General features: G+C 72.6%; 10 protein-coding genes and 1 CRISPR repeat array (1 of these 11 running past the window's edge). Of the genes, 4 read left to right on the top strand and 6 right to left on the bottom strand.

Annotated features, from left to right (window positions below):
* Positions 1–2,219: a CRISPR direct-repeat array (repeat unit 28 nt; unit sequence GTCGGCCCCGCGCATGCGGGGGTGTTCC); it begins 552 nt to the left of the window's first position.
* Positions 2,220–4,028: 1,809 nt separating this feature from the next.
* Positions 4,029–4,688 carry a DUF2637 domain-containing protein gene (locus H4W80_RS13990; RefSeq protein WP_318786857.1) on the bottom strand — a complete coding sequence of 220 codons (660 nt, stop codon included), beginning with the start codon at positions 4,686–4,688 and terminating at the stop codon, positions 4,029–4,031.
* Positions 4,689–4,849: 161 nt separating this feature from the next.
* Between H4W80_RS13990 and H4W80_RS13995 the strand changes: the two genes are divergently transcribed.
* Entirely contained in the window at positions 4,850–7,948 is a 3,099-nt protein-coding gene (locus tag H4W80_RS13995) for a helix-turn-helix transcriptional regulator (RefSeq protein ID WP_192785486.1), read from the top strand.
* 83 nt (positions 7,949–8,031) lie between these two features.
* Here the strand turns inward: H4W80_RS13995 and H4W80_RS14000 are convergent, their stop codons facing one another.
* Positions 8,032–8,517, bottom strand: coding sequence for a MarR family winged helix-turn-helix transcriptional regulator (locus H4W80_RS14000; protein ID WP_192785487.1), 486 nt, complete (start codon positions 8,515–8,517; stop codon positions 8,032–8,034).
* Positions 8,518–8,595: 78 nt separating this feature from the next.
* On the opposite strand from H4W80_RS14000, the gene wrbA reads away from it, so the two are divergent.
* The 3 genes from wrbA to H4W80_RS14015 all read left to right on the top strand — a co-directional run bounded on the left by wrbA (position 8,596) and on the right by H4W80_RS14015 (position 11,757).
* The gene (wrbA, locus tag H4W80_RS14005) at positions 8,596–9,249 is read left to right on the top strand and encodes an NAD(P)H:quinone oxidoreductase (protein WP_192785488.1); all 654 of its coding nucleotides are present in this window, start codon (positions 8,596–8,598) and stop codon (positions 9,247–9,249) included.
* 10 nt (positions 9,250–9,259) lie between these two features.
* The gene (locus H4W80_RS14010) at positions 9,260–10,678 is read left to right on the top strand and encodes an MFS transporter (RefSeq protein WP_192785489.1); all 1,419 of its coding nucleotides are present in this window, start codon (positions 9,260–9,262) and stop codon (positions 10,676–10,678) included.
* A gap of 158 nt (positions 10,679–10,836) precedes the next feature.
* Entirely contained in the window at positions 10,837–11,757 is a 921-nt protein-coding gene (locus H4W80_RS14015) for a S1C family serine protease (RefSeq protein WP_192785490.1), read from the top strand.
* Between the two features lie 31 nt (positions 11,758–11,788).
* On the opposite strand, the gene H4W80_RS14020 is transcribed toward H4W80_RS14015, so the two are convergent.
* The 4 genes from H4W80_RS14020 to H4W80_RS14030 form a co-directional block, all read right to left on the bottom strand.
* Positions 11,789–13,135, bottom strand: a complete 1,347-nt coding sequence (locus H4W80_RS14020; RefSeq protein WP_192785491.1) for a glycosyltransferase family 4 protein — start codon at positions 13,133–13,135, stop codon at positions 11,789–11,791.
* Positions 13,136–13,292: 157 nt separating this feature from the next.
* Positions 13,293–16,403 (bottom strand): S41 family peptidase, encoded by a 3,111-nt coding sequence (locus H4W80_RS14025; RefSeq protein ID WP_192785492.1) that lies wholly within the window; start codon positions 16,401–16,403, stop codon positions 13,293–13,295.
* A gap of 177 nt (positions 16,404–16,580) precedes the next feature.
* Entirely contained in the window at positions 16,581–16,706 is a 126-nt protein-coding gene (locus H4W80_RS62695) for a hypothetical protein (protein WP_264085984.1), read from the bottom strand.
* A gap of 86 nt (positions 16,707–16,792) precedes the next feature.
* Positions 16,793–18,646 carry a GTP-binding protein gene (locus tag H4W80_RS14030; RefSeq protein ID WP_318786858.1) on the bottom strand — a complete coding sequence of 618 codons (1,854 nt, stop codon included), beginning with the start codon at positions 18,644–18,646 and terminating at the stop codon, positions 16,793–16,795.
* Positions 18,647–18,710 lie beyond the last annotated feature (64 nt).

Consider the following 18,710-nt stretch of genomic DNA (forward strand, 5'->3'; position numbering starts at 1 on the left):
CCCCGCGCATGCGGGGGTGTTCCGCGCACGGACGACGGCAAGATCGCGGTCGACCGGTCGGCCCCGCGCATGCGGGGGTGTTCCGCGCGGCCTCCGCTGAGCCGACCCTTCAAACCGGTCGGCCCCGCGCATGCGGGGGTGTTCCCCCCGTCAGCGGCCCGGCCGGGGCCGGCGGCGGGTCGGCCCCGCGCATGCGGGGGTGTTCCCTGGCCCTGCGCATGTCGCCGCTGGTCGCGTTCGTCGGCCCCGCGCATGCGGGGGTGTTCCCTGGACAGCCCGGTTGTAGGAGTAGCCGACCCCGTCGGCCCCGCGCATGCGGGGGTGTTCCGCCCGGAAGGATCACCCGATGCCAGAGAACGGCGTCGGCCCCGCGCATGCGGGGGTGTTCCGGGCGCGGCCCCCGCCTCCGCACTGATCGTTGGGTCGGCCCCGCGCATGCGGGGGTGTTCCGCCGGGCACTCCCTGCCTGCGCTGGTCGCGGAGGTCGGCCCCGCGCATGCGGGGGTGTTCCGGTGGCATGCGAAACCCGCCATCCGCACGCCTGGTCGGCCCCGCGCATGCGGGGGTGTTCCCTGCGCGGGGAACGTCGCTGCCGGCGTGGACGGGTCGGCCCCGCGCATGCGGGGGTGTTCCCGCCCAGAAGTTCGCGCGGGACTGGTTCGCCGGGTCGGCCCCGCGCATGCGGGGGTGTTCCGACCTGGCAGCGACGAGGAGGTGAGTGCCCGGCGTCGGCCCCGCGCATGCGGGGGTGTTCCTGCGAGGTCGGCAGCGTGTTCTTCCGGAACGGCGTCGGCCCCGCGCATGCGGGGGTGTTCCCTTCCACACGGCCACCAGGTCGTCTCCGTGCCAGTCGGCCCCGCGCATGCGGGGGTGTTCCCCGGTCCGAGCGCACGGCTCGTGCTCGTAAGGCGTCGGCCCCGCGCATGCGGGGGTGTTCCCCCCTTGATCGTCATCCCGGGCCCGGCCGTCACGTCGGCCCCGCGCATGCGGGGGTGTTCCGATCAAATCTCCCAGCCAGGTGATGATGGAGATGTCGGCCCCGCGCATGCGGGGGTGTTCCCCCCACCATCCCCAGCACGGCCGGCGTCGCCGTGTCGGCCCCGCGCATGCGGGGGTGTTCCGCGCATGAGCCCTATCTCAAGGCCGTCGTCATCGTCGGCCCCGCGCATGCGGGGGTGTTCCGCCGACCACCATCAGCGACCGGATCGTGGCCGCGTCGGCCCCGCGCATGCGGGGGTGTTCCCGCGACGGGCCCGGCCGTCCTGGCCGCGGCGGCGTCGGCCCCGCGCATGCGGGGGTTTCCGGTGACGAACACCTTCCCCCCGGACCGCACCCCGTCGGCCCCGCGCATGCGGGGGTGTTCCGATGGTGCTGCTCGCCGCGTACCTCAACATCGCGTCGGCCCCGCGCATGCGGGGGTGTTCCGATGGTGCTGCTCGCCGCGTACCTCAACATCGCGTCGGCCCCGCGCATGCGGGGGTGTTCCGTGGGGCTATGCCCGCCACGTCATCTGAGGGCCGTCGGCCCCGCGCATGCGGGGGTGTTCCGTTGCTTGTCACAGTCCGGGCAACGCCACGGCGGTCGGCCCCGCGCATGCGGGGGTGTTCCGCGGAGGAGGTGCACGCCGAGCTGTGCCGCCACGTCGGCCCCGCGCATGCGGGGGTGTTCCCGAGTTGCGTGCCGCTTCGGCGCCCACCTGGGCGTCGGCCCCGCGCATGCGGGGGTGTTCCGAAGGGTGGTCGGGCCTCCGACTTTCAGAAGGAGTCGGCCCCGCGCATGCGGGGGTGTTCCCGGTTTGTGCTTCCGTCGTCCGACCGCTTAACCGTCGGCCCCGCGCATGCGGGGGTGTTCCGCCCGTACGGGCGAGACGATATAGAGCTTGCGGGTCGGCCCCGCGCATGCGGGGGTGTTCCGTTCGCGCCTGCGCCGTGGAACGGCGGGTACGAGTCGACCCCGCGCATGCGGGGGTGTTCCCCCGCTGGGCGAGGTGCCGGTGGTGCCGTTCGTGTCGGCCCCGCGCATGCGGGGGTGTTCCGTCTCGCGCGGGCCGGTCCGTGAGCTGGAGGAACTCGGCCCCGCGCATGCGGGGGTGTTCCCGCGCACGAGGAGATCCACGGCAGTCGGACGGCGTCGGCCCCGCGCATGCGGGGGTGTTCCGACACTTCCCGGCATGGCATCACCCTCCAGCACGTCGGCCCCGCGCATGCGGGGGTGTTCCGTCGTAGGCGACGGTCGATTGGTGGGCGGCGGCGTCGGCCCCGCGCAGCGGGGGTGTTCCTGGACGAGAAGGCCAAGTCCAACGTCCGCGCCCGTCGGCCCCGCGCATGCGGGGGGTGTTCCGCTCCTGGGGGCCGAGCGGGCCGCCCAGATCCGGTCGGCCCCGCGCATGCGGGGGTGTTCCCACCACGAGCGGCGTTTTCAAGGGCGCGCTGTGGTCGGCCCCGCGCATGCGGGGGTGTTCCGGCGTCTACGTGAGTTGGACTGACAGGTTCGCCGTCGGCCCCGCGCATGCGGGGGTGTTCCCGATGCCATGTGAATTTCGTCCAGGAACGCGGGGGCGGGCCCCGCGCATGCGGGGGTGTTCCGGCGAACGTGGCCGGCGTCGTGCTGCCCGTGGTGTCGGCCCCGCGCATGCGGGGGTGTTCCCGCTGGCATCCGTATCTGCCTGCGCGTGATGGGGTCGGCCCCGCGCATGCGGGGGTGTTTCGTAGCCGTTGGAGTCGATCCGCTTGTACAGCTTGTCGGCCCCGCGCATGCGGGGGTGTTCCCGCTCTGGTCACGCTGGTGCTCAGCCTGCTCGCGTCGGCCCCGCGCATGCGGAGGTGTTCCGCGGCAGGTGGCTGCACAGAAGGCCGCGCGCATGCGGGGGTGTTCCATGCCGAGCACGAGCACGAAGGCGGCCCCGGCCGTCGGCCCCGCGCATGCGGGGGTGTTCCGCTCTCCAGGCGCCCCTCCTCGATGCCGTCGCAGTCGGCCCCGCGCATGCAGGGGTGTTCCGGCGTTCACAGGCCGGCGGGTCGCCGCCCTGGAGTCGGCCCCGCGCATGCGGGGGTGTTCCTGGCCGTTTTGCTCCACTCGCGACCCGTATTGGGTCGGCCCCGCGCATGCGGGGGTGTTCCGGGCGAGACGGGCGTTGACGACCCGGCTTACGCGTCGGCCCCGCGCATGCGGGGGTGTTCCGGCGGCGTTGACCTCCGCCGCTTCCTGCTTCGCGTCGGCCCCGCGCATGCGGGGGTGTTCCCTCCTGCTGGATGGCCAGCTCCGACTCCAGGGGGTCGGCCCCGCGCATGCGGCGGTGTTCCGCTGACAACCCAGGCCGAGCTCGGATGGGGCCCGTCGGCCCCGCGCATGCGGGGTGTTCCGGTGTGGGCGGTTGCCCACCACATCCGGGTGAAGCCGGCCCCGCGCATGCGGGGGTGTTCCCCGACAGGGGCGGTAGGCGATCTTTGCGGCGTTGTCGGCCCCGCGCATGCGGGGGGTGTTCCGTTAGTAGGTTGGGTTCCCCAAACGCAGGGAGGGTCGGCCCCGCGCATGCGGGGGTGTTCCACTGCTAAGTCCGTTGGCCGGATGATCGCTGAGGGTCTGCCCCACGAATGCGGGGGTGTTCCCGTGATGCCGAGCTGGGCAACGTCGTACTCCGTGTCGGCCCCGCGCATGCGGGGGTGTTCCGACCAGGGCCATGGTCCCGACGGGGACCATCGGGTCGGCCCCGCGCATGCGGGGGTGTTCCGCCGACGAGGGCGGCCGGTACGAGTGGGGGGCGTCGGCCCCGCGCATGCAGGGGTGTTCCCGGCAGGAACGCGAGTGCGGTCTCCGCTCGGGCGTCGGCCCCGCGCATGCGGGGGTGTTCCTGGCACGGCGGAGATCTGGCTGTACACGGACTCGTCGGCCCCGCGCATGCGGGGGGTGTTCCCCCGCTCAGGGGCGGGTGCCTGGGGTGGAGCTCGTCGGCCTCGCGCATGCGGGGTGTTCCGCTCCAGGCGGCAGTCATGGCCGGGTCGCCAACGTCATGCTTGGTATCCGCTGTGTCACGCGGCAGTGGAATGATCGCGCCCTGCGAGCTTCCCTTCAAGGCCAATTCGCTTGATCCAACGCCCCCACCGAGCACTCCGCGCGAACTGCTCAGCGATAACCCGGCCCGACGGGAGCGCCCCATCAGGAAGGCGATTCGCCAGAGCCCACCGCCAAGCGGTTCGACGGAGATCTTCCCTCCCGAGCTCATCAGGACCCGCCTGCTCTAGCGAATCGTGGTCATGGTCCCTGACAGGTTCCGGATCCCTCGCCACCTCGCCCTGCACCACAGCCGACTCTTGGGCGGAAGCCCGACGGATCTGGGACATCAAGAGCTCGTAACTGCCGATCAAAGCGGCGCTTGGCCAGGCCGCGATGATGCGACCGATCAGGCTCGGTTCGGCGACGGCGATGTTGGCTCCGAGGCTGGCCAGGCTACCGACCAGCAACATCGTCCGCGCCAGCAACCCACCTCGGCAGCCAAACCGATTGGCCAAGAGGATGGACATCGAGGCGACGACGATCGCACCATCGACCGCAAGAGGGATGAGCACCGCCGCCAGGTGATCCTCACCGTGGCGAAGACAGAGCGCGTGCATATGGCGGAACGACACAACCGCCGCGATGGCCGCGAGGACGAGAACCCCTGTGATCGTCGTCCGCTGGATGCGGCGCACGGCCCGTATGTTCGGCTCCACGACTGCTCACCACCCCTCCCGACCTGGGAGAACGAGTGTGGTGGAGGCGCTGAAGGGCATGTACGTATCGGCTGTGTCACCCCGGGGACACGTGCGTGTGGAGAGATCGTTCCGAGAGTGGCGTGGGTTACTGTTTCCGCATGGTTCTGGGGCGGATCGCCGAGCGGGCCCGGATCGACGACCTGCTCGCTAGCGCCTGTGCGGGCCGCCGTGGAGCGCTGTTGATCACGGGCGAGGCCGGGATCGGCAAGACCGCGCTGCTCGACCATGCCGCCGCCGCGGCGGCCGACCTGCGGGTGCTGCGTGGCGTCGGCATCGAATCGGTGGCCGAACTGCCCTTCGCGGGGCTGCACCTGCTGCTCCATCCGTACCTCGACCGGCTCGGCGCGCTGCCCGGCCCGCAGGCGGCGGCGTTGCGGACGGCGTTCGGGCTGGACGAGGGGACGGTCTGCGACCGGTTCCTGATCGGCGCGGCGACTCTGTCGCTGCTGTCGGAGCTGAGCGGCGACGGTCCTCTGGTATGCCTGATCGACGACACCCAGTGGTTCGACCGGGCGTCCTTGGACGCGCTGTTGTTCGCCACGCGGCGGCTGCATGCCGATCCCATCGCGATGATCTTCGTGGCCGGAGGCGGGGACGGGGACGCTCCGCCGCGCCAGGCGGATCCCTTCATCCGCCCCGCGCCCCTCGCCGGCGACCCGGCGTCGGTGGCTTTCGCCGCGCCCGTGCCGGGCCTGGACGTACTCCGGCTCGTCGCTCTGGACGTACTCCGGCTCGTCGCTCTGGACGTACTCCGGCTCGTCGCTCTGGATCAAGAGAGCGCAACGTCGCTGCTCGACGCGCACGCCCGGGGCCTGGCCGCACCACTGCGCGAGCGCGTGCTCGCCGAGTCGCGCGGCAACCCGCTCGCCGTGATCGAGCTGGCCACCGCGCTCAGCTCCCTGCCGGGCGACGGCCGTCCCGCGCCGCCGCCCGGCGCGGGTCACGTCCAGGACGCCTTCCAGGCGCGGATCGCGGGCCTGCCCGCGGCGACGCGGCTGCTGTTGCTGATCGCCGCGGCCGACGACACGGGCAGCCTGCAGGTGATCCTGCGGGTCGGCACGCTGCTCGGCGTCGCCGCGGCCGACCTGGAGCCCGCCGAACGGGCCCGCCTGGTCGTGCTGTCGCCGGGCGGCAGGGTGACCTTCCGGCATCCGCTGATCAGGGCCGCCGCCTACCAGGTCGCCCCGCACGCCGGGCGGGTTCAGGTGCACGAGGCGTTCGCCCGGGCGCTTGATGGCGCGTACGACGCCGACCGCCGCGCCTGGCACCTGGCCGCCGCCCCAGGGCCGGACGAGGCAGTCGCCGCCGAGTTGGAGCGGGCCGCCCGGCGGGCCGGTCGGCGGGGCGGGGTGACGGCGATGATGAGCGCGTTCGAACGCGCCGCCCAGCTCAGCACCGACGAGACGCGGCGGGCGTGGCGGCTGATCGCCGCCGCCCGCGCCGCCTACGACGCCGGCCTGCCCGACCACGCCGCCGAACTGGCCGACCAGGCCGCAGAGCTACCCGACCGGACCGCCGGCCCAGTCGACCGGGCCCTGGGGCTGACCGGCCGAGGTGCTGGCTCGACCGACAGGGCCCCGGGGCTGACCGACCGTAACACTGAGCCGGCCGATCAGACTCTGGGACTGACCGACCGCAACGATGAGCCGGCCGGCCGGGTTCTGGGGCTGCCCGCCCACAACGCTGGCTCGACCGATCAGGCTCTGGGGCCGACCGACCGCAGCGCCGAGTCAGCCGGCCGGGCTTCGCAAGCAGCCAACCGGCCTGTGCGCCCGTTTCGTGATCCGTCGGTGACGGCCGAGGCGGCGTGGATCCGCGCCCAGGTCGAGTACGAGCGCTCCTCGCCCGCCGTAGCCGCCGCCCTGGCGCTGGACGCCGCCGCGCTCATCGCCGCCACCGACCCCGAGCGGGCCGTGTCGATCCTCACCGAAGCCGTCTGGTACGCCCGCGACGCCGGCGACCACGACCTGGTACGCCAGTGCGCCGCCCTCCTGGAGACCGTCGAACCCGGCGCGCCGGTCGTGGCGGGACTCATCGGGTTCTGGCATCTGTACGACGGCCGCCCCGCCGTGGGGGTGCCCGCCATGCGCGAGCTGGCCGGGTCCGCCGGGCGGGGCAAGACCGGCGGGTTCGTGGAGCGGCTCATCGTCGGGTTCGCCGGGATGCTGGTGGCCGAGGACGAGATCGCCACGGAGGTGCTGGAGTCGCTGGTCGCCGACGTGCGGGAGCAGGGCGCGGTGGGCCGCCTGACGTACGCGCTCGAACCCCTGGCGATCGTCCAGCTGCTGCGCGGCCGGTTCATGGACGCCGACGCCGGCGTGACCGAGGCCATCTCCCTGGCCACCGACCTCGGCCAGGACCTGCAGGTCGTCGCGCTGAACGCGATCGCCGCATGGCTGGCCGCGGTGGGCGGCGACGAGATCGCGTGCCGGTCGCTCGCCGCCGGCGTGCTGGAGCACCGCACCAGGCACCCCACCGACGCCGCGCTGGCCTCGTGGGCGCTCGGCCTGCTCCACCTGGCCGGCGGCCGGTTCGACGAGGCCGCGGCTCGGCTGGACGAGGTGTGCGGCGGCCCGGCCCGGCATGACTTCCTCATCAGGGCCGTACCCGATCACGTCGAGGCGGCCGTGCGGGCCGGGCTCCCCGAGCAGGCGGCCCGTCATCTGCCCGCCCTGTCCGACTGGGCCGAGCACACCGGCCGGCCGTACGCGATCGCGCTGGCCCGCCGCTGCGCGGCGCTGCCGGCCGACGAGGACACCGCCGCCGAGCACTTCACGGCCGCGCTGGAACTGCACGGGCGCGACCCCCGTCGGTACGACGAGGCCAGGACCCGGCTGGCGTACGGGGAATGGCTGCACCGGCATCACCGCCGCACTGAGGCGAAGGGCCAGCTGGCCGACGCGCTGGCCGCCTTCGAGCGGCTCGGCGCCCGGATGTGGGCGAGCCGGGCCCGCGCGGAGCTGTCCGCCCTGGGCGACCGGCCCTCGGCCCATCCCCGGGCCCTCGACCCGCTCGCCCGGCTCACGCCCCAGGAGCTTCAAGTGGTACGGCTGGCGGCGGCGGGCATGAGCAACCGGGAGATCGCCGCCCGGCTGTTCCTCAGCCCCCGTACGGTCGGTCACCACCTGCACAAGGCGTACCCGAAGCTGGGGGTGACCCGCCGCTCGGAGCTGGCCCAGCTCGTGCCGCATGGGTGACACGCTTCGCGGGCGGCGTGGCCCGCGATGACCGGCAAGGCGGGCCCGCCTCCTGACCCGCGGCTGCGGCGTCGGCCGGCCGGTCAGCGTCGGGTGGGCTTGCCCGGTCCGGGGCGTCGGGCGTGTGCGTGGCGGGGAGTTCTGGTGTCCACGTTGCTGGTCAAGGTGTTGAGGATGCCGGGTAGGTCGGCCACCGTCTCGGCGGGCAGGCCGGTCACGGTCTCCTCCGCCAGGGCGCACCACAGCTGCTTGACCTGATCGGCCAGGGCTCGGCCGCTGTCGGTGAGTTCGACGATGCTGGCGCGCCTGTCGGAAGGGGCGGGCTTGCGGCGGATGTGGCCGGAGGCTTCGAGTTTGCGGGTCATGAGTGTGACGCTGGGCGGTTCGCAGCCGAGCGCCTCGCTGAGCTCGGCCTGGATCCTTGGGCCGGTCCGGTCGAGCTCGAGCAGGAGCGCCTCCTGGCCCGGGTACAGGCCGAGCGGGGCGAGCAGCGCCGCGGCCCTGGCCCGGTGGCGCAGGCTCAGCAGGCGGATGGCCTGGTTGAGGGCGTCGGCTTGCTCGAAGTCCATGGGTGCTCCTTGACAGATTAGTTATGCGGATAATAGTTATCTACATAACTAATCTTACACGACAGCGAGGAGCCAGGCATGACCGCGAAGGTCGCCGTCATCTACTACAGCGCGACAGGCAGTGTGCACACGCTCGCACAGGCCGTCGCCGAGGGCGCCGCCTCGGCCGGGGCCGAGGTACGGCTGCGGCGGGTGGCCGAGTCGGCACCCGACAGCGCGATCGACCAGGACCCCCGGTGGCGGCAGCACGCCGACGCCACCACGTCGATCGCCCAGGCCTCGGTGGAGGACCTGGCGTGGGCCGATGCGTTCGCGTTCGGGACGCCGACCCGGTTCGGGGCGCCGGCCGCGCAGCTCAAGCAGTTCATCGACCAGGCCGGCGGGCTGTGGCGCGAAGGCGTGCTGGCCGACAAGCCGGTGACGGCCTTCACCTCGGCGTTCAACCGGCACGGCGGCAGCGAGGCCACGATCTTGTCGCTGAGCAACGTCTTCTACCATTGGGGGGCGCTGATCGTGCCGCCCGGGTTCACCGACCCGGCCGTGTACGGCGCCGGCGGCAACCCGTACGGCACCTCGCTGGTGACCGGCCCGACCGGAACAGGCCCGGACGCCGCGGTGCTGGAAGCGGCCAGGTACCAGGGGCGGCGGCTGGCCCGGATCACGATCCGGCTGCTGGGGAACGGCCACGCCACCCGCGAAAGCGTGGCCGCGATGACCTCCCGGACCGTGTGAGCGGCCGGTCATGACAAGCACCAAGAGCGCGTCTCAGCGGGCCAGGCCGTACGCCGGCCTCTCCTGGCTGGTCCTGGCGCTGGCCTGCGCCTGCCAGTTCATGGTCATCCTGGACGCGTCCATCGTGAACGTCGCCCTGCCCTCGGTCCGCGAGGAACTCGGTTTCACCCCTACCGGACTGGCCTGGGTGGTGAACGGCTACCTGCTAAGTTTCGCCGGGTTCATGCTGCTGGGAGGCCGTGCCGCCGACCTGTTCGGGCCGCGCCGGATGCTGGTCGCCGGGCTGTTGCTGTTCTCCGCCTCAAGTCTGGCCGGGGGCCTGGCGACCGCGCCGGAGGTCCTGGTGGCGGCCCGGGTCACGCAGGGCGTCGGCGCCGCCATGATGGCCCCGGCGACGCTGGCGGTGATCAACACCTTCTTCACCGAGTCGAACGCGCGGGCCAAGGCGTTCGGCGCGTGGTCCGCCTCGGGCGGTGTGGGCGGCATGGTCGGCGCGCTCGCGGGCGGTGCCATCACCACCGGCCTGTCGTGGCGGTGGGTCTTCCTCATCAACGTGCCGATCGGCGCGGCTCTGATCGTCGTGGCCATGATGTCGCTGGCCGGAACGAGAGCCGGCCGGCGGGAACCGCTCGACCTCATCGGCGCGGTCACCGGGACGGCGGGGCTGGCGGCGCTGATCTACGGGGTCATGCAGAGCGCCGATCATGGATGGGCGTCCGGGCCGGTGGTGGCGGGTCTGCTCCTGCTCGGCGCCTTCATCGTGGTGGAGGCGCGGTTCGCGCGCCGGCCGATGGTGCCGCCGCGGCTGTTCAAGATCCGGGGGGTGGCGGTCGGGAACGGCATGCTGCTGCTGTTCGGTGGGATCACCATCGCGATGTGGTACTTCTCATCGCTGTTCCTGCAGAACGTCCTGGGCTTCAGCGCGCTGCAGGCCGGGCTCGGGCAGACACCCGCGGCGGTGACGTTCATGGTGATCGCGCGGTGGGCCGCCGCCCTGCTGCCGCGAACGGGTGTGCGCCCCCTCGTGCTGGCCGGCAGCGCCTGCTTCCTGGCCGGTTTCGGCTGGCTCTCCCTCGGCCATGCCGGCAGCGGGTACGTCGCCGGCGTGCTCGGCCCCACGCTGCTCATCGCGGTCGGCATCGGGCTGACCTTCCCCACCCTCATGGCCGTGGCGACCGCCGACGTTCCCGAGGGCGACGCGGGGATCGTCGGCGGCCTGGCCAACACCGCCGCCCAGGCAGGGGGATCGATCGGGCTGGCGGTGCTCGCGACGGCCGCCGGCGCCAGGGCCGCGGCATCGGAGGCCGCCGGGAGTTCCCCGGTCGACGCCCTCGCCGCCGGTTACGGCCTGGTCTTCCTCATGGCGGCCGGGCTCGGCCTGGCCATCGCGGCGGTCAGCTTGCTGCTGCCGCGGCACCGGCGCGACTGAGCACCGGCACAAGCGCGGCTGACCGCCGATGCCGGCGCGGCCGACCCCCCAGTGCCGGCGCGGCTGATGGCGGGGGGCGAAGCAGGTCAGGGGTTGGGTGGAGTGCGCGGGGGCGAATGTGGAGTTAACGTGTAATCCTGTAAGCAAAGGAGTGCACGATGGTGGATCCACTCGACGCTTACTCGCGCGTCGTCTCCTCCGTGGCGGCCGAGTTGCTGCCGAAAGTGGCCAGCGTGCGGGCCGGCCAGGGCAGCGGGTCCGCGGTGGTGTTCACCGCCGACGGGTTCCTGCTGACCAACGCGCACGTGATCGGCAGTTCCCGGGCCGGCACCGTGGCCTTCGCCGACGGGACCTCGGGGGACTTCACCGTGGTGGGCCGGGATCCGCTGTCGGATCTGGCGGTGATCAGGGCGCAGACGGCCACACCCCCGCCGGCCACGCTCGGCGACAGCGACGAACTCGTCGTGGGACAGCTCGTCGTCGCCGTGGGCAACCCGCTCGGGCTGACCGGATCGGTGACGGCCGGGGTGGTCTCGGGGCTCGGACGGTCGTTGCCCGCGCGCAGCGGGTCGGCCGTACGGCTCATCGAGGACGTCATCCAGACCGACGCCGCGCTCAACCCGGGCAACTCCGGCGGCGCGCTGGCCGACTCGCAGGCCCGGGTGGTCGGGATCAACACGGCGGTGGCCGGGGTGGGGGTGGGGCTCGCCGTGCCCATGAACGCCACGACCCGATCCATCATCGCCGCCTTGATCAGGGATGGGCGGGTACGGCGGGCGTTCCTGGGACTGGTGACCTCGCCCGCGCCGCTGCCCGATTCGTTGCGGCGGCGAACCGGGCAGACGGGCGCGCTGCGCGTGGTGGAGGTGGTGCCGGGCTCGCCCGCCGACCGGGCCGGACTGCGCTCCGGCGACCTCGTGCTGAGCGCGGGGCGCAACCCGGTGGGGGACGCGCAGAGCCTGCAGCGGCTGATGTTCGCCGACGCCCTCGGCCGGCCGTTACCGATCACCGTCCATCGGAACGGCGCGCTGGTCGACGTCATCGCGGAGCCGGTGGAACTCACCGGCTCCGGCGTCTGACCCTGCCGCCGTAAGAGGCGAGAGCGCCGCCTCAGGCAGGAGCCTGGCCGTCCGAGGTTGCCGGCGGCCCGTCCGGCCCCGATGCGGGAGAGGCCGAGGCATCGGTGGCGGCAGGCTGGGGGCGGACGTAGGTGCCGTTGCGGCGGGCCAGGAGCTCGGCGAGGAGCGCGTCCCACTTCTCCCCCACCGCATCCACGTCGTACGTGAGCGCCGTCTCCAGCGCCCCCGCCGCCAGGTCCCGCCTCAGCTGCTCGTCCTCGATCACCCGGATGATGGAGGAGGCCAGGTTGGCGTTGGTCCGCGGCTTCACCAGCAGCCCGTCGACCTCGTCAGTGATCATCTCCTTGGGCCCGTGCGGGCTGTTGAAGCTGACGATGGCCAGCCCCTTGCCCATCGCCTCCAGGATCGTCATCGGGAAGCCCTCGTGACGCGAGCTGAGCACGAAGATGGACGCCTTCTCCAGCTCGGCCCCCACGTCGGACGTGGGCCCGGGCAGCTCGACCTTGCCCTGCAGCCCCGCCTCCACGATCTGCTGGGCGAGGTTCTCCTCCTGCGGCCCCGCGCCGAAGATGCGCAGCGTCCAGTCGGGATGGGCGGCGGCGACCGTCTCCCAGGCGGTGATGAGCCGGTGGAACCCCTTGATGCGGGTCATCCGGCCGACCGCGATCGCGACCTTGGCGTCCAGCTTGGAGATGCCGCCCGTCATCGGTGGCACGGCGTTGGGGATGCGGGCCAGCTTCTTCGGCTTCTTCGGCAGCGTCTCACGGTAGTCGCGCAGGTCGGCCTTGGTGAGCGTGACCAGGGCGTCGAGGCGGCGGTAGCGCCACTTGATGAGCTCCTGCATCGGCTCGGCCTGGGTGCGGAGCGCCACGTGTTCCTGCCCGATCGTGATGACGTTGGGCAGCGCTAACTGCGCCACCGCCAGGTTGAGCCCGGGGCGGGTGGCCATCAGCACGCCGGTGTCGAGCGAGCGGATGTAGCGGGCGAGCTTGAGGTCGGTCCACAGGTTGAAGCGGTGGTAGGCCGACTCCTCCTTGGGGATGATCCGGCTCGGCATCTTCGACAGCATCGCGCGCAGCGGGTCGGAGCTGGGGTTGATCCGGTCGTCGAGGAACCGGAACTTCACCCGCGGGTCGACGGGGAAGAACGGCTCCTCGGCCTCCTTCAGGATGCTCACGATCTCGACGTCGTGCTCCTTGGCCAGGTAGCTGGCCAGGTTGAACACGGTCCGGATCGTGCCTCCCATCCCGTACGCGTGCAGCAGCAGAATGCTGACCTTCCGCGTCGAAGGCGGCGGCGCGTTGAGCATCTTGCGCCGGTTGTACCCCCGATACAGCCGGCGCATCGCCGACTTGCCCTTGCGTGCCAATGCGCGCACCTGACAGATCCCCCTTTGTCACCCGGAAGAAGTCTCAACACACATGGCCGGCGACGAGGAATCTCGCCACCGGCCTATTGTCTCGCTTCGGCGGAGTGCACGTGTTCATCCCCTATGCGCTTTCCCCACCTATGATCCTTAGACGCCCGTAACTTCACTAAGGTTGCATCCGCGGCCGATGCCGGAGATCGGGAGTATGCGGCGGACGCTCGGCCAGCAGCTCCAGCGCGACGTCGATGGCCCGCTCGAGCTGCGTGTCCACGCCTCTGGCGTAGTCCTGCGGCGTGATGTCGACCTCGATGTCGGGATCGGTGCCGTAGTTCTCGACCTGCCAGCCGACGTCGTCGAAGGCGAAGGAGAACTCCGGCTGTGTCGTCACCGTGCCGTCGGCGAGCTGGTGGCGCGGCCAGATGCCGATGACGCCGCCCCAGGTGCGCTTGCCGACCAGCGGCCCCAGCTTCAGCACCTTGAAGGTGTGGCTGAAGATGTCGCCGTCGGAGCCCGCCCACTCGTTGGTGATCGCCACGAGCGGCCCGCGCGGCGACTCCGGCGGGTACGGCTCCGGATCGCCCCACCGCGGGTAGTCGTAGCCGAGCCGCCGCCTGGACAGCTTCTCCAGCAGCAGCGCCGACACGCTGCCGCCGCCGTTGAAGCGCACGTCCACGATGAGCGCCTGCCGGTCGTACTCGGCCAGCAGCCCGCGGTGGAACTCCCCGAACCCCTCGGGCCCCATGTCGGGCACGTGCAGGTAGCCCACCCGGCCGCCGGAGCGCTGGTGGCACTCGGCGCGGTTGAGGTTGACCCAGTCGCGGTAGCGGGCCGGCCGCTCGTCGGAGACGGCGCGCACGGTGACGGTGCTCACCTGGCCCTCCCGCCGCAGCGTCAGCTCGACCTCCTCGCCGGCCTGGTTGACCAGGCGCTCGTTGGGGGTCGCCGTCGCGCCTATGGGGGCGCCGTTGATGGCCAGGACCGCGTCGCCCGCGCGTACGTCGACACCGAGCCGGTTCAGCGGCGAGGTCGCCTCCGGATCCCACGGGTCACCGGTCACGATGGAGCGGATGTGGTAGACGCCGTCGCGGTAGTCCCAGTCGACGCCCAGCTTGCCCTGGGTGTAGTCGGGCCCCGGGCGGTATTCGCCGCCGCTCTCGAAGGCGTGGCTGGTGGCGAGCTCGCCGTGCAGCTCCCACAGCAGGTCGGAGAACTCGCCCCGGGTCGTGACCCGCTCCACCAGCGGCCGGTAGCGGTCGTAGACGGCCGGCCAGTCGACGCCCGCCATGTCCTCGCTCCAGAAGTTCTCCAGCTGCAGCCGCCACGCCTCCCGGAACATCTGCCGCCACTCCGCCTCCGGGCAGACCGACACCTTGATCCGCGACAGGTCGATCCACCCGCTCTCCCGCCCCGGCGCCTCCTCGTCCTCGGGCGGCTCGTTCGCCTTGACCACCCGCAGCCGGGAATCCGCGCGGTAGAGCAGCGTCTTGTGGTCGCGGCCCAGCTCGAAGTCGGTGACGCCGTCGGCGAAGTGCACCTTCTTACCCTTGGCGAAGTCGAACAGGTGCAGCGAGCTCTCGCCTTCGAGCGGGCTGGTCAGGATCAGCGCCTTGCCCTTGAGCCCGGCCACCTGCTCGTAGCGGCCCTCGGGCAGCGGGAACTGGGTGACGCGCCGGGTCAGCCCCTCGACGTCGACGCGCAGCGGCTCCGGCTCCTCGCCGTCCTCCTCGTCCTCCCCCAGGGGCCGCTGCAGGGGCATGAACGGGTCGGGCGCGTCCGCCTGCAGCGCCACCGCGTACGGGCGCGTGCCCAGCGGGAAGCCCAGGTCGAACTGGAGCTGGTCGTAGACCGGAGAGAACGTGCGCTGGCCGATGAAGTAGAGGTAGCGGCCCTGCGGGTCGAACGCCGGCATCGAGTCCTCCAGCACCGGCTCCGTGGCCTGCAGCGTCCGCCCGGTCTCGGGGTGGTGCAGCTTGATCGCGCTGGACTGGGCGTTGAGCGGGCTCGAGTACGCCAGCCACCGCCCGTCGTGCGACCAGGCCGGGTCCTCGGGCGAGCCGTGCGGGTTGGCCTCCACCAGCGCCGGCCGGCCGGTGACCAGGTCGAGCAGGTGCAGCTCGTGGCGGTGGTTGACGACGGCCACCCGGTCGTGGACCGGGTCGGGGACGAGCGCGGTGATCCGCCCCAGCCTGGCCACCTCCGTGCCGCCGCCGCCCTCGTGGCCTTCGAGGATGACCAGCCGCTCCTCGTCGCGGTCGTCGCTCGCCGCCGCGATCAGCCGGGTGCCGTCGTTGAGCCAGGTCAGGAACCGGTAGCGGACCCCGTCGGGCGAGCCGTGCTGGGTCACCGGCCCCTCCCAGTCGGCCATCGCGTACGCCTTGCCGCGCGCGGTGACGGCCAGTGCGCTGCCGTCGGGACTGAGCGTGGCGCCGTCGAGGTAGTCGGCGGGGTCGACGAACCTGCGGTTGCGCTGCGTCCGGGAGCTGGCCAGTTGCACGTCCAGCCGGCGCGCCGGCTCGGGCTCGGCGGGGTCGAGCAGGTAGAGGTCGGCGCCGGCGTGGTAGACCAGCCGGTGCCCGTCGCCCGACAGGTTGCGCGCGTAGTAGTCGTCGTGGTGGGTGTGCTTGCGCAGGTCCTGGCCGTCGGGGGTGCACGAGTAGACGTTGCCGACGCCCTCGTGGTCGGAGATGAAGCACACCCGGCCGCCGCTCCAGCAGGGCGAGGCCAGGTTTCCCGGCAGCCTGATCAGCCGCCGGAACTCGCCGTCGCCGCTCGGGTCGATCCACAGGTCGCCGACGGTGCCGCCGCGGTAGCGCTTCCACCGCGCCGGGTCGGCGGTGTTGCGGCCGAGCACGATCATGCCGTCCGGCCCGTACGCGATCGAGTTGGCCGGGCCGTACGGGAGCCGCTCGGGGACCCCGCCGGGCGCGACGCGGTGCAGCCATTTGCGGTGCTCGAACGGCTGGGCCGCGTCGCTGGCGTACAGGATGCGCCCTTCGGGGTCCCAGCCGGTGACCGTGCAGCGCGCGCCGTGGAACGTGAGCCGGCGGGCGGCGCCGCCGTCGGACGGCATGACGTACACCTCTTCCGGGCCCTCCTCGCGGCCGACGAACGCGAGCTGGTCGCCGCGCGGCGAGATGCGCGGATAGCCCGCCTCGGCGAGCCCCGCGGTCAGCCGGAAGGCCCGCCCGCCCTGGGCGGACACCATCCACAGGTCGTCCTCGGCGGCGAAGACGACCACGTCCTGGAAGACAGCGGGAAAGCGCAGGTAGCCGGACATGAGAGCCACTCCTGGTCGAGCCGACAGCCGAGGGCGCGCGCCCCCGGCTGTCAGATCACATCACCCGGGTCAGACATTTCGCCACAGCTGCCCGGCCGTACCGACCGGCGGCCAGAAACTCCCCCGCGACCGCCTGGTCGTCCGCCCGGGCGGCGGGCCATCGCTGCCCCGTCCGGGTCACTCCTCGCCGGAGGGCGACTTGCGGGTCTCCCGCTTCGTCTCCTTGGCCTGCCTGCTGGTCTTGATGGCCTGCTTCTTCGACTTGCCGGACTTGGCGGCGGGTTTCTTCTTCGTGTCTGCCATGGGATTCCCCCCTGTACGGACATGTGCACCGGAATGGTGCACTGTGCCCCTTAATACCCATCTAGCCCAGAAATCCGACATACCACCTATCGGACCCGCCGATCACCGGCCGACGCGGACCACCAGACGCCCTCTCCGTGCGACAGCCCCGGCAGCCGACGCTCGAACTCGTGCACCGCGGCCGCCGGGATCTCGCCCTCCAGCACCCAGGTGTCGTCGCGCCTGCCGGTGTCGTGGAGCTCACCGCCCAGCGCGGCGAGCCGGGCGGTGACCGCGCTGAACGTCTCCAGCGGCACCTCCAGCTCGAACCGGTGGCACGGCTCGTACACGGTGGTGCCCGCCAGGCGCAGCGCCCGCACGAGCACGGCCTGGGCGCGGCCGCGGAAGTCGGCCGCGACCGTGACGGGCGCGACGTAGCCGGTCCTGGTCACGGTGACGAGCACGTCGGTGACCGGCCAGCCGTGCGGGCCCTCGCCCAGGGCCAGGCGCACGCTCTCCTCGATGGCCCGGTGGTAGGCCGGCGGCAGCGAGCCGAGATCGACCTCCAGCCGGTAGCCGACGCCGGAGCCCTTCGGCCCCGGCTCGACGCGCAGGCCCACGGTGGCCATGAACTCGTTGCGGCCCTGGCGCTGGATCTCCTCGACGACCTCCGCGGCGCCCGACGGGCGCTCGAAGTAGACGGGCCGGCTCGGCTCGAAGAGCGCCTCGACGCCGAAGTCCCTGGCCAGGGTCTCGCCGATGACCTCTTTCTGCACCTCCCCGTACAGCAGGACCGAGGTCTCGCCGCCGGCCAGCGTGCGGGTGCCGATCAGCGGGTCCTGCTCGGCCAGCGCGAGCAGCGCGGCGTGCAGGCGCGGCTCCTGGCCGGGGACGCGGGGCCGGACCACGGTCTCCAGGCTGGGCGGGGTGAAGTGGGCCTGGTGATCGGGGCCGGCCTCCCCCAGGTGATCGCCGACGCGGATCTCGGGCACGCCCCAGACCTTGACGATGTCGCCGGCCACCGCCTGCCGCCGCCCGGGGGAGCCCGCGACGGCCAGCGCGGTCAGCCGGCCGTCGTAGGCGTGCCGCCCCCGGTGGAAGGCGAGGTGCTCGCGCGCTCGCAGGGCGCCCGCGCGTACCCGCAGGTAGGCCGCCTTCTCCCCGGACGGCGCGCGCTCGACCGCGAACACCGTCGCCCGCGCCGCCTCCTCCGGGTCCCCGGCCGGCTGGGCGACGGCGGGCAGCAGGTGGACGGCGTCGAGCAGCTCGCCGACGCCCTGCCCGGTCAGCGCCGAACCGAACAGCACCGGATGCGCCTGCCCGGCGGCGCACTGCCGCGCCAGCGCCGCGCGTACCTGGCCGAAGTCGGGCGTCTTGCCCTCGACGAGCAGCTCCAGCAGCCCGTCGTCCCGCTCGGCGAGCACCTCGGCCGCCGCCTCGGGCGAGGCGAGGCCGGCGGTGACGGCCGCCTTGGAGCCGAGGTGCCGCACGGTGTTCAGGGCGACGCAGTACGGCGAGAGCCGCCGCCGGACGTCGGCCAGCAGCTCCTCCTCCCTGGCCCCGGCCCGGTCGATCTTGTTGACGAAGATCAGCGTGGGCAGGCGCAGCTTGCGCAGGGTCTTCATCAGGACCCGGGTGTGCGGCTGCACGCCCTCGACGGCCGACAGCACCAGCACGGCGCCGTCGAGCACGCCGAGCGCGCGCTCCACCTCGGCCACGAAGTCGGCGTGGCCGGGCGTGTCGACCAGGTTGACCCGCAGGTCGCCCAGGGTGAAGGAGGCGACGGCCGTGCGGATGGTGATGCCGCGACGGCGCTCGATCTCGCCGGAGTCGGTCTGTGTGCTGCCCTCGTCAACGCTGCCGAGCCGGTCGATGACCCCGGTCTCGAACAGCAGCCGCTCAGTGAGGCTGGTCTTGCCCGCGTCTACGTGCGCGAGGATGCCGATATTCAGGATGTGCACGGTGCTGGAAGTCCTCGGGAACTCTCGTGCCAATGGGGCGCTGGGAGATTCCGGGGCACCGCAT

This window comes from Nonomuraea angiospora, assembly GCF_014873145.1.
GTDB classification, from domain to species: Bacteria; Actinomycetota; Actinomycetes; order Streptosporangiales; family Streptosporangiaceae; genus Nonomuraea; species Nonomuraea angiospora.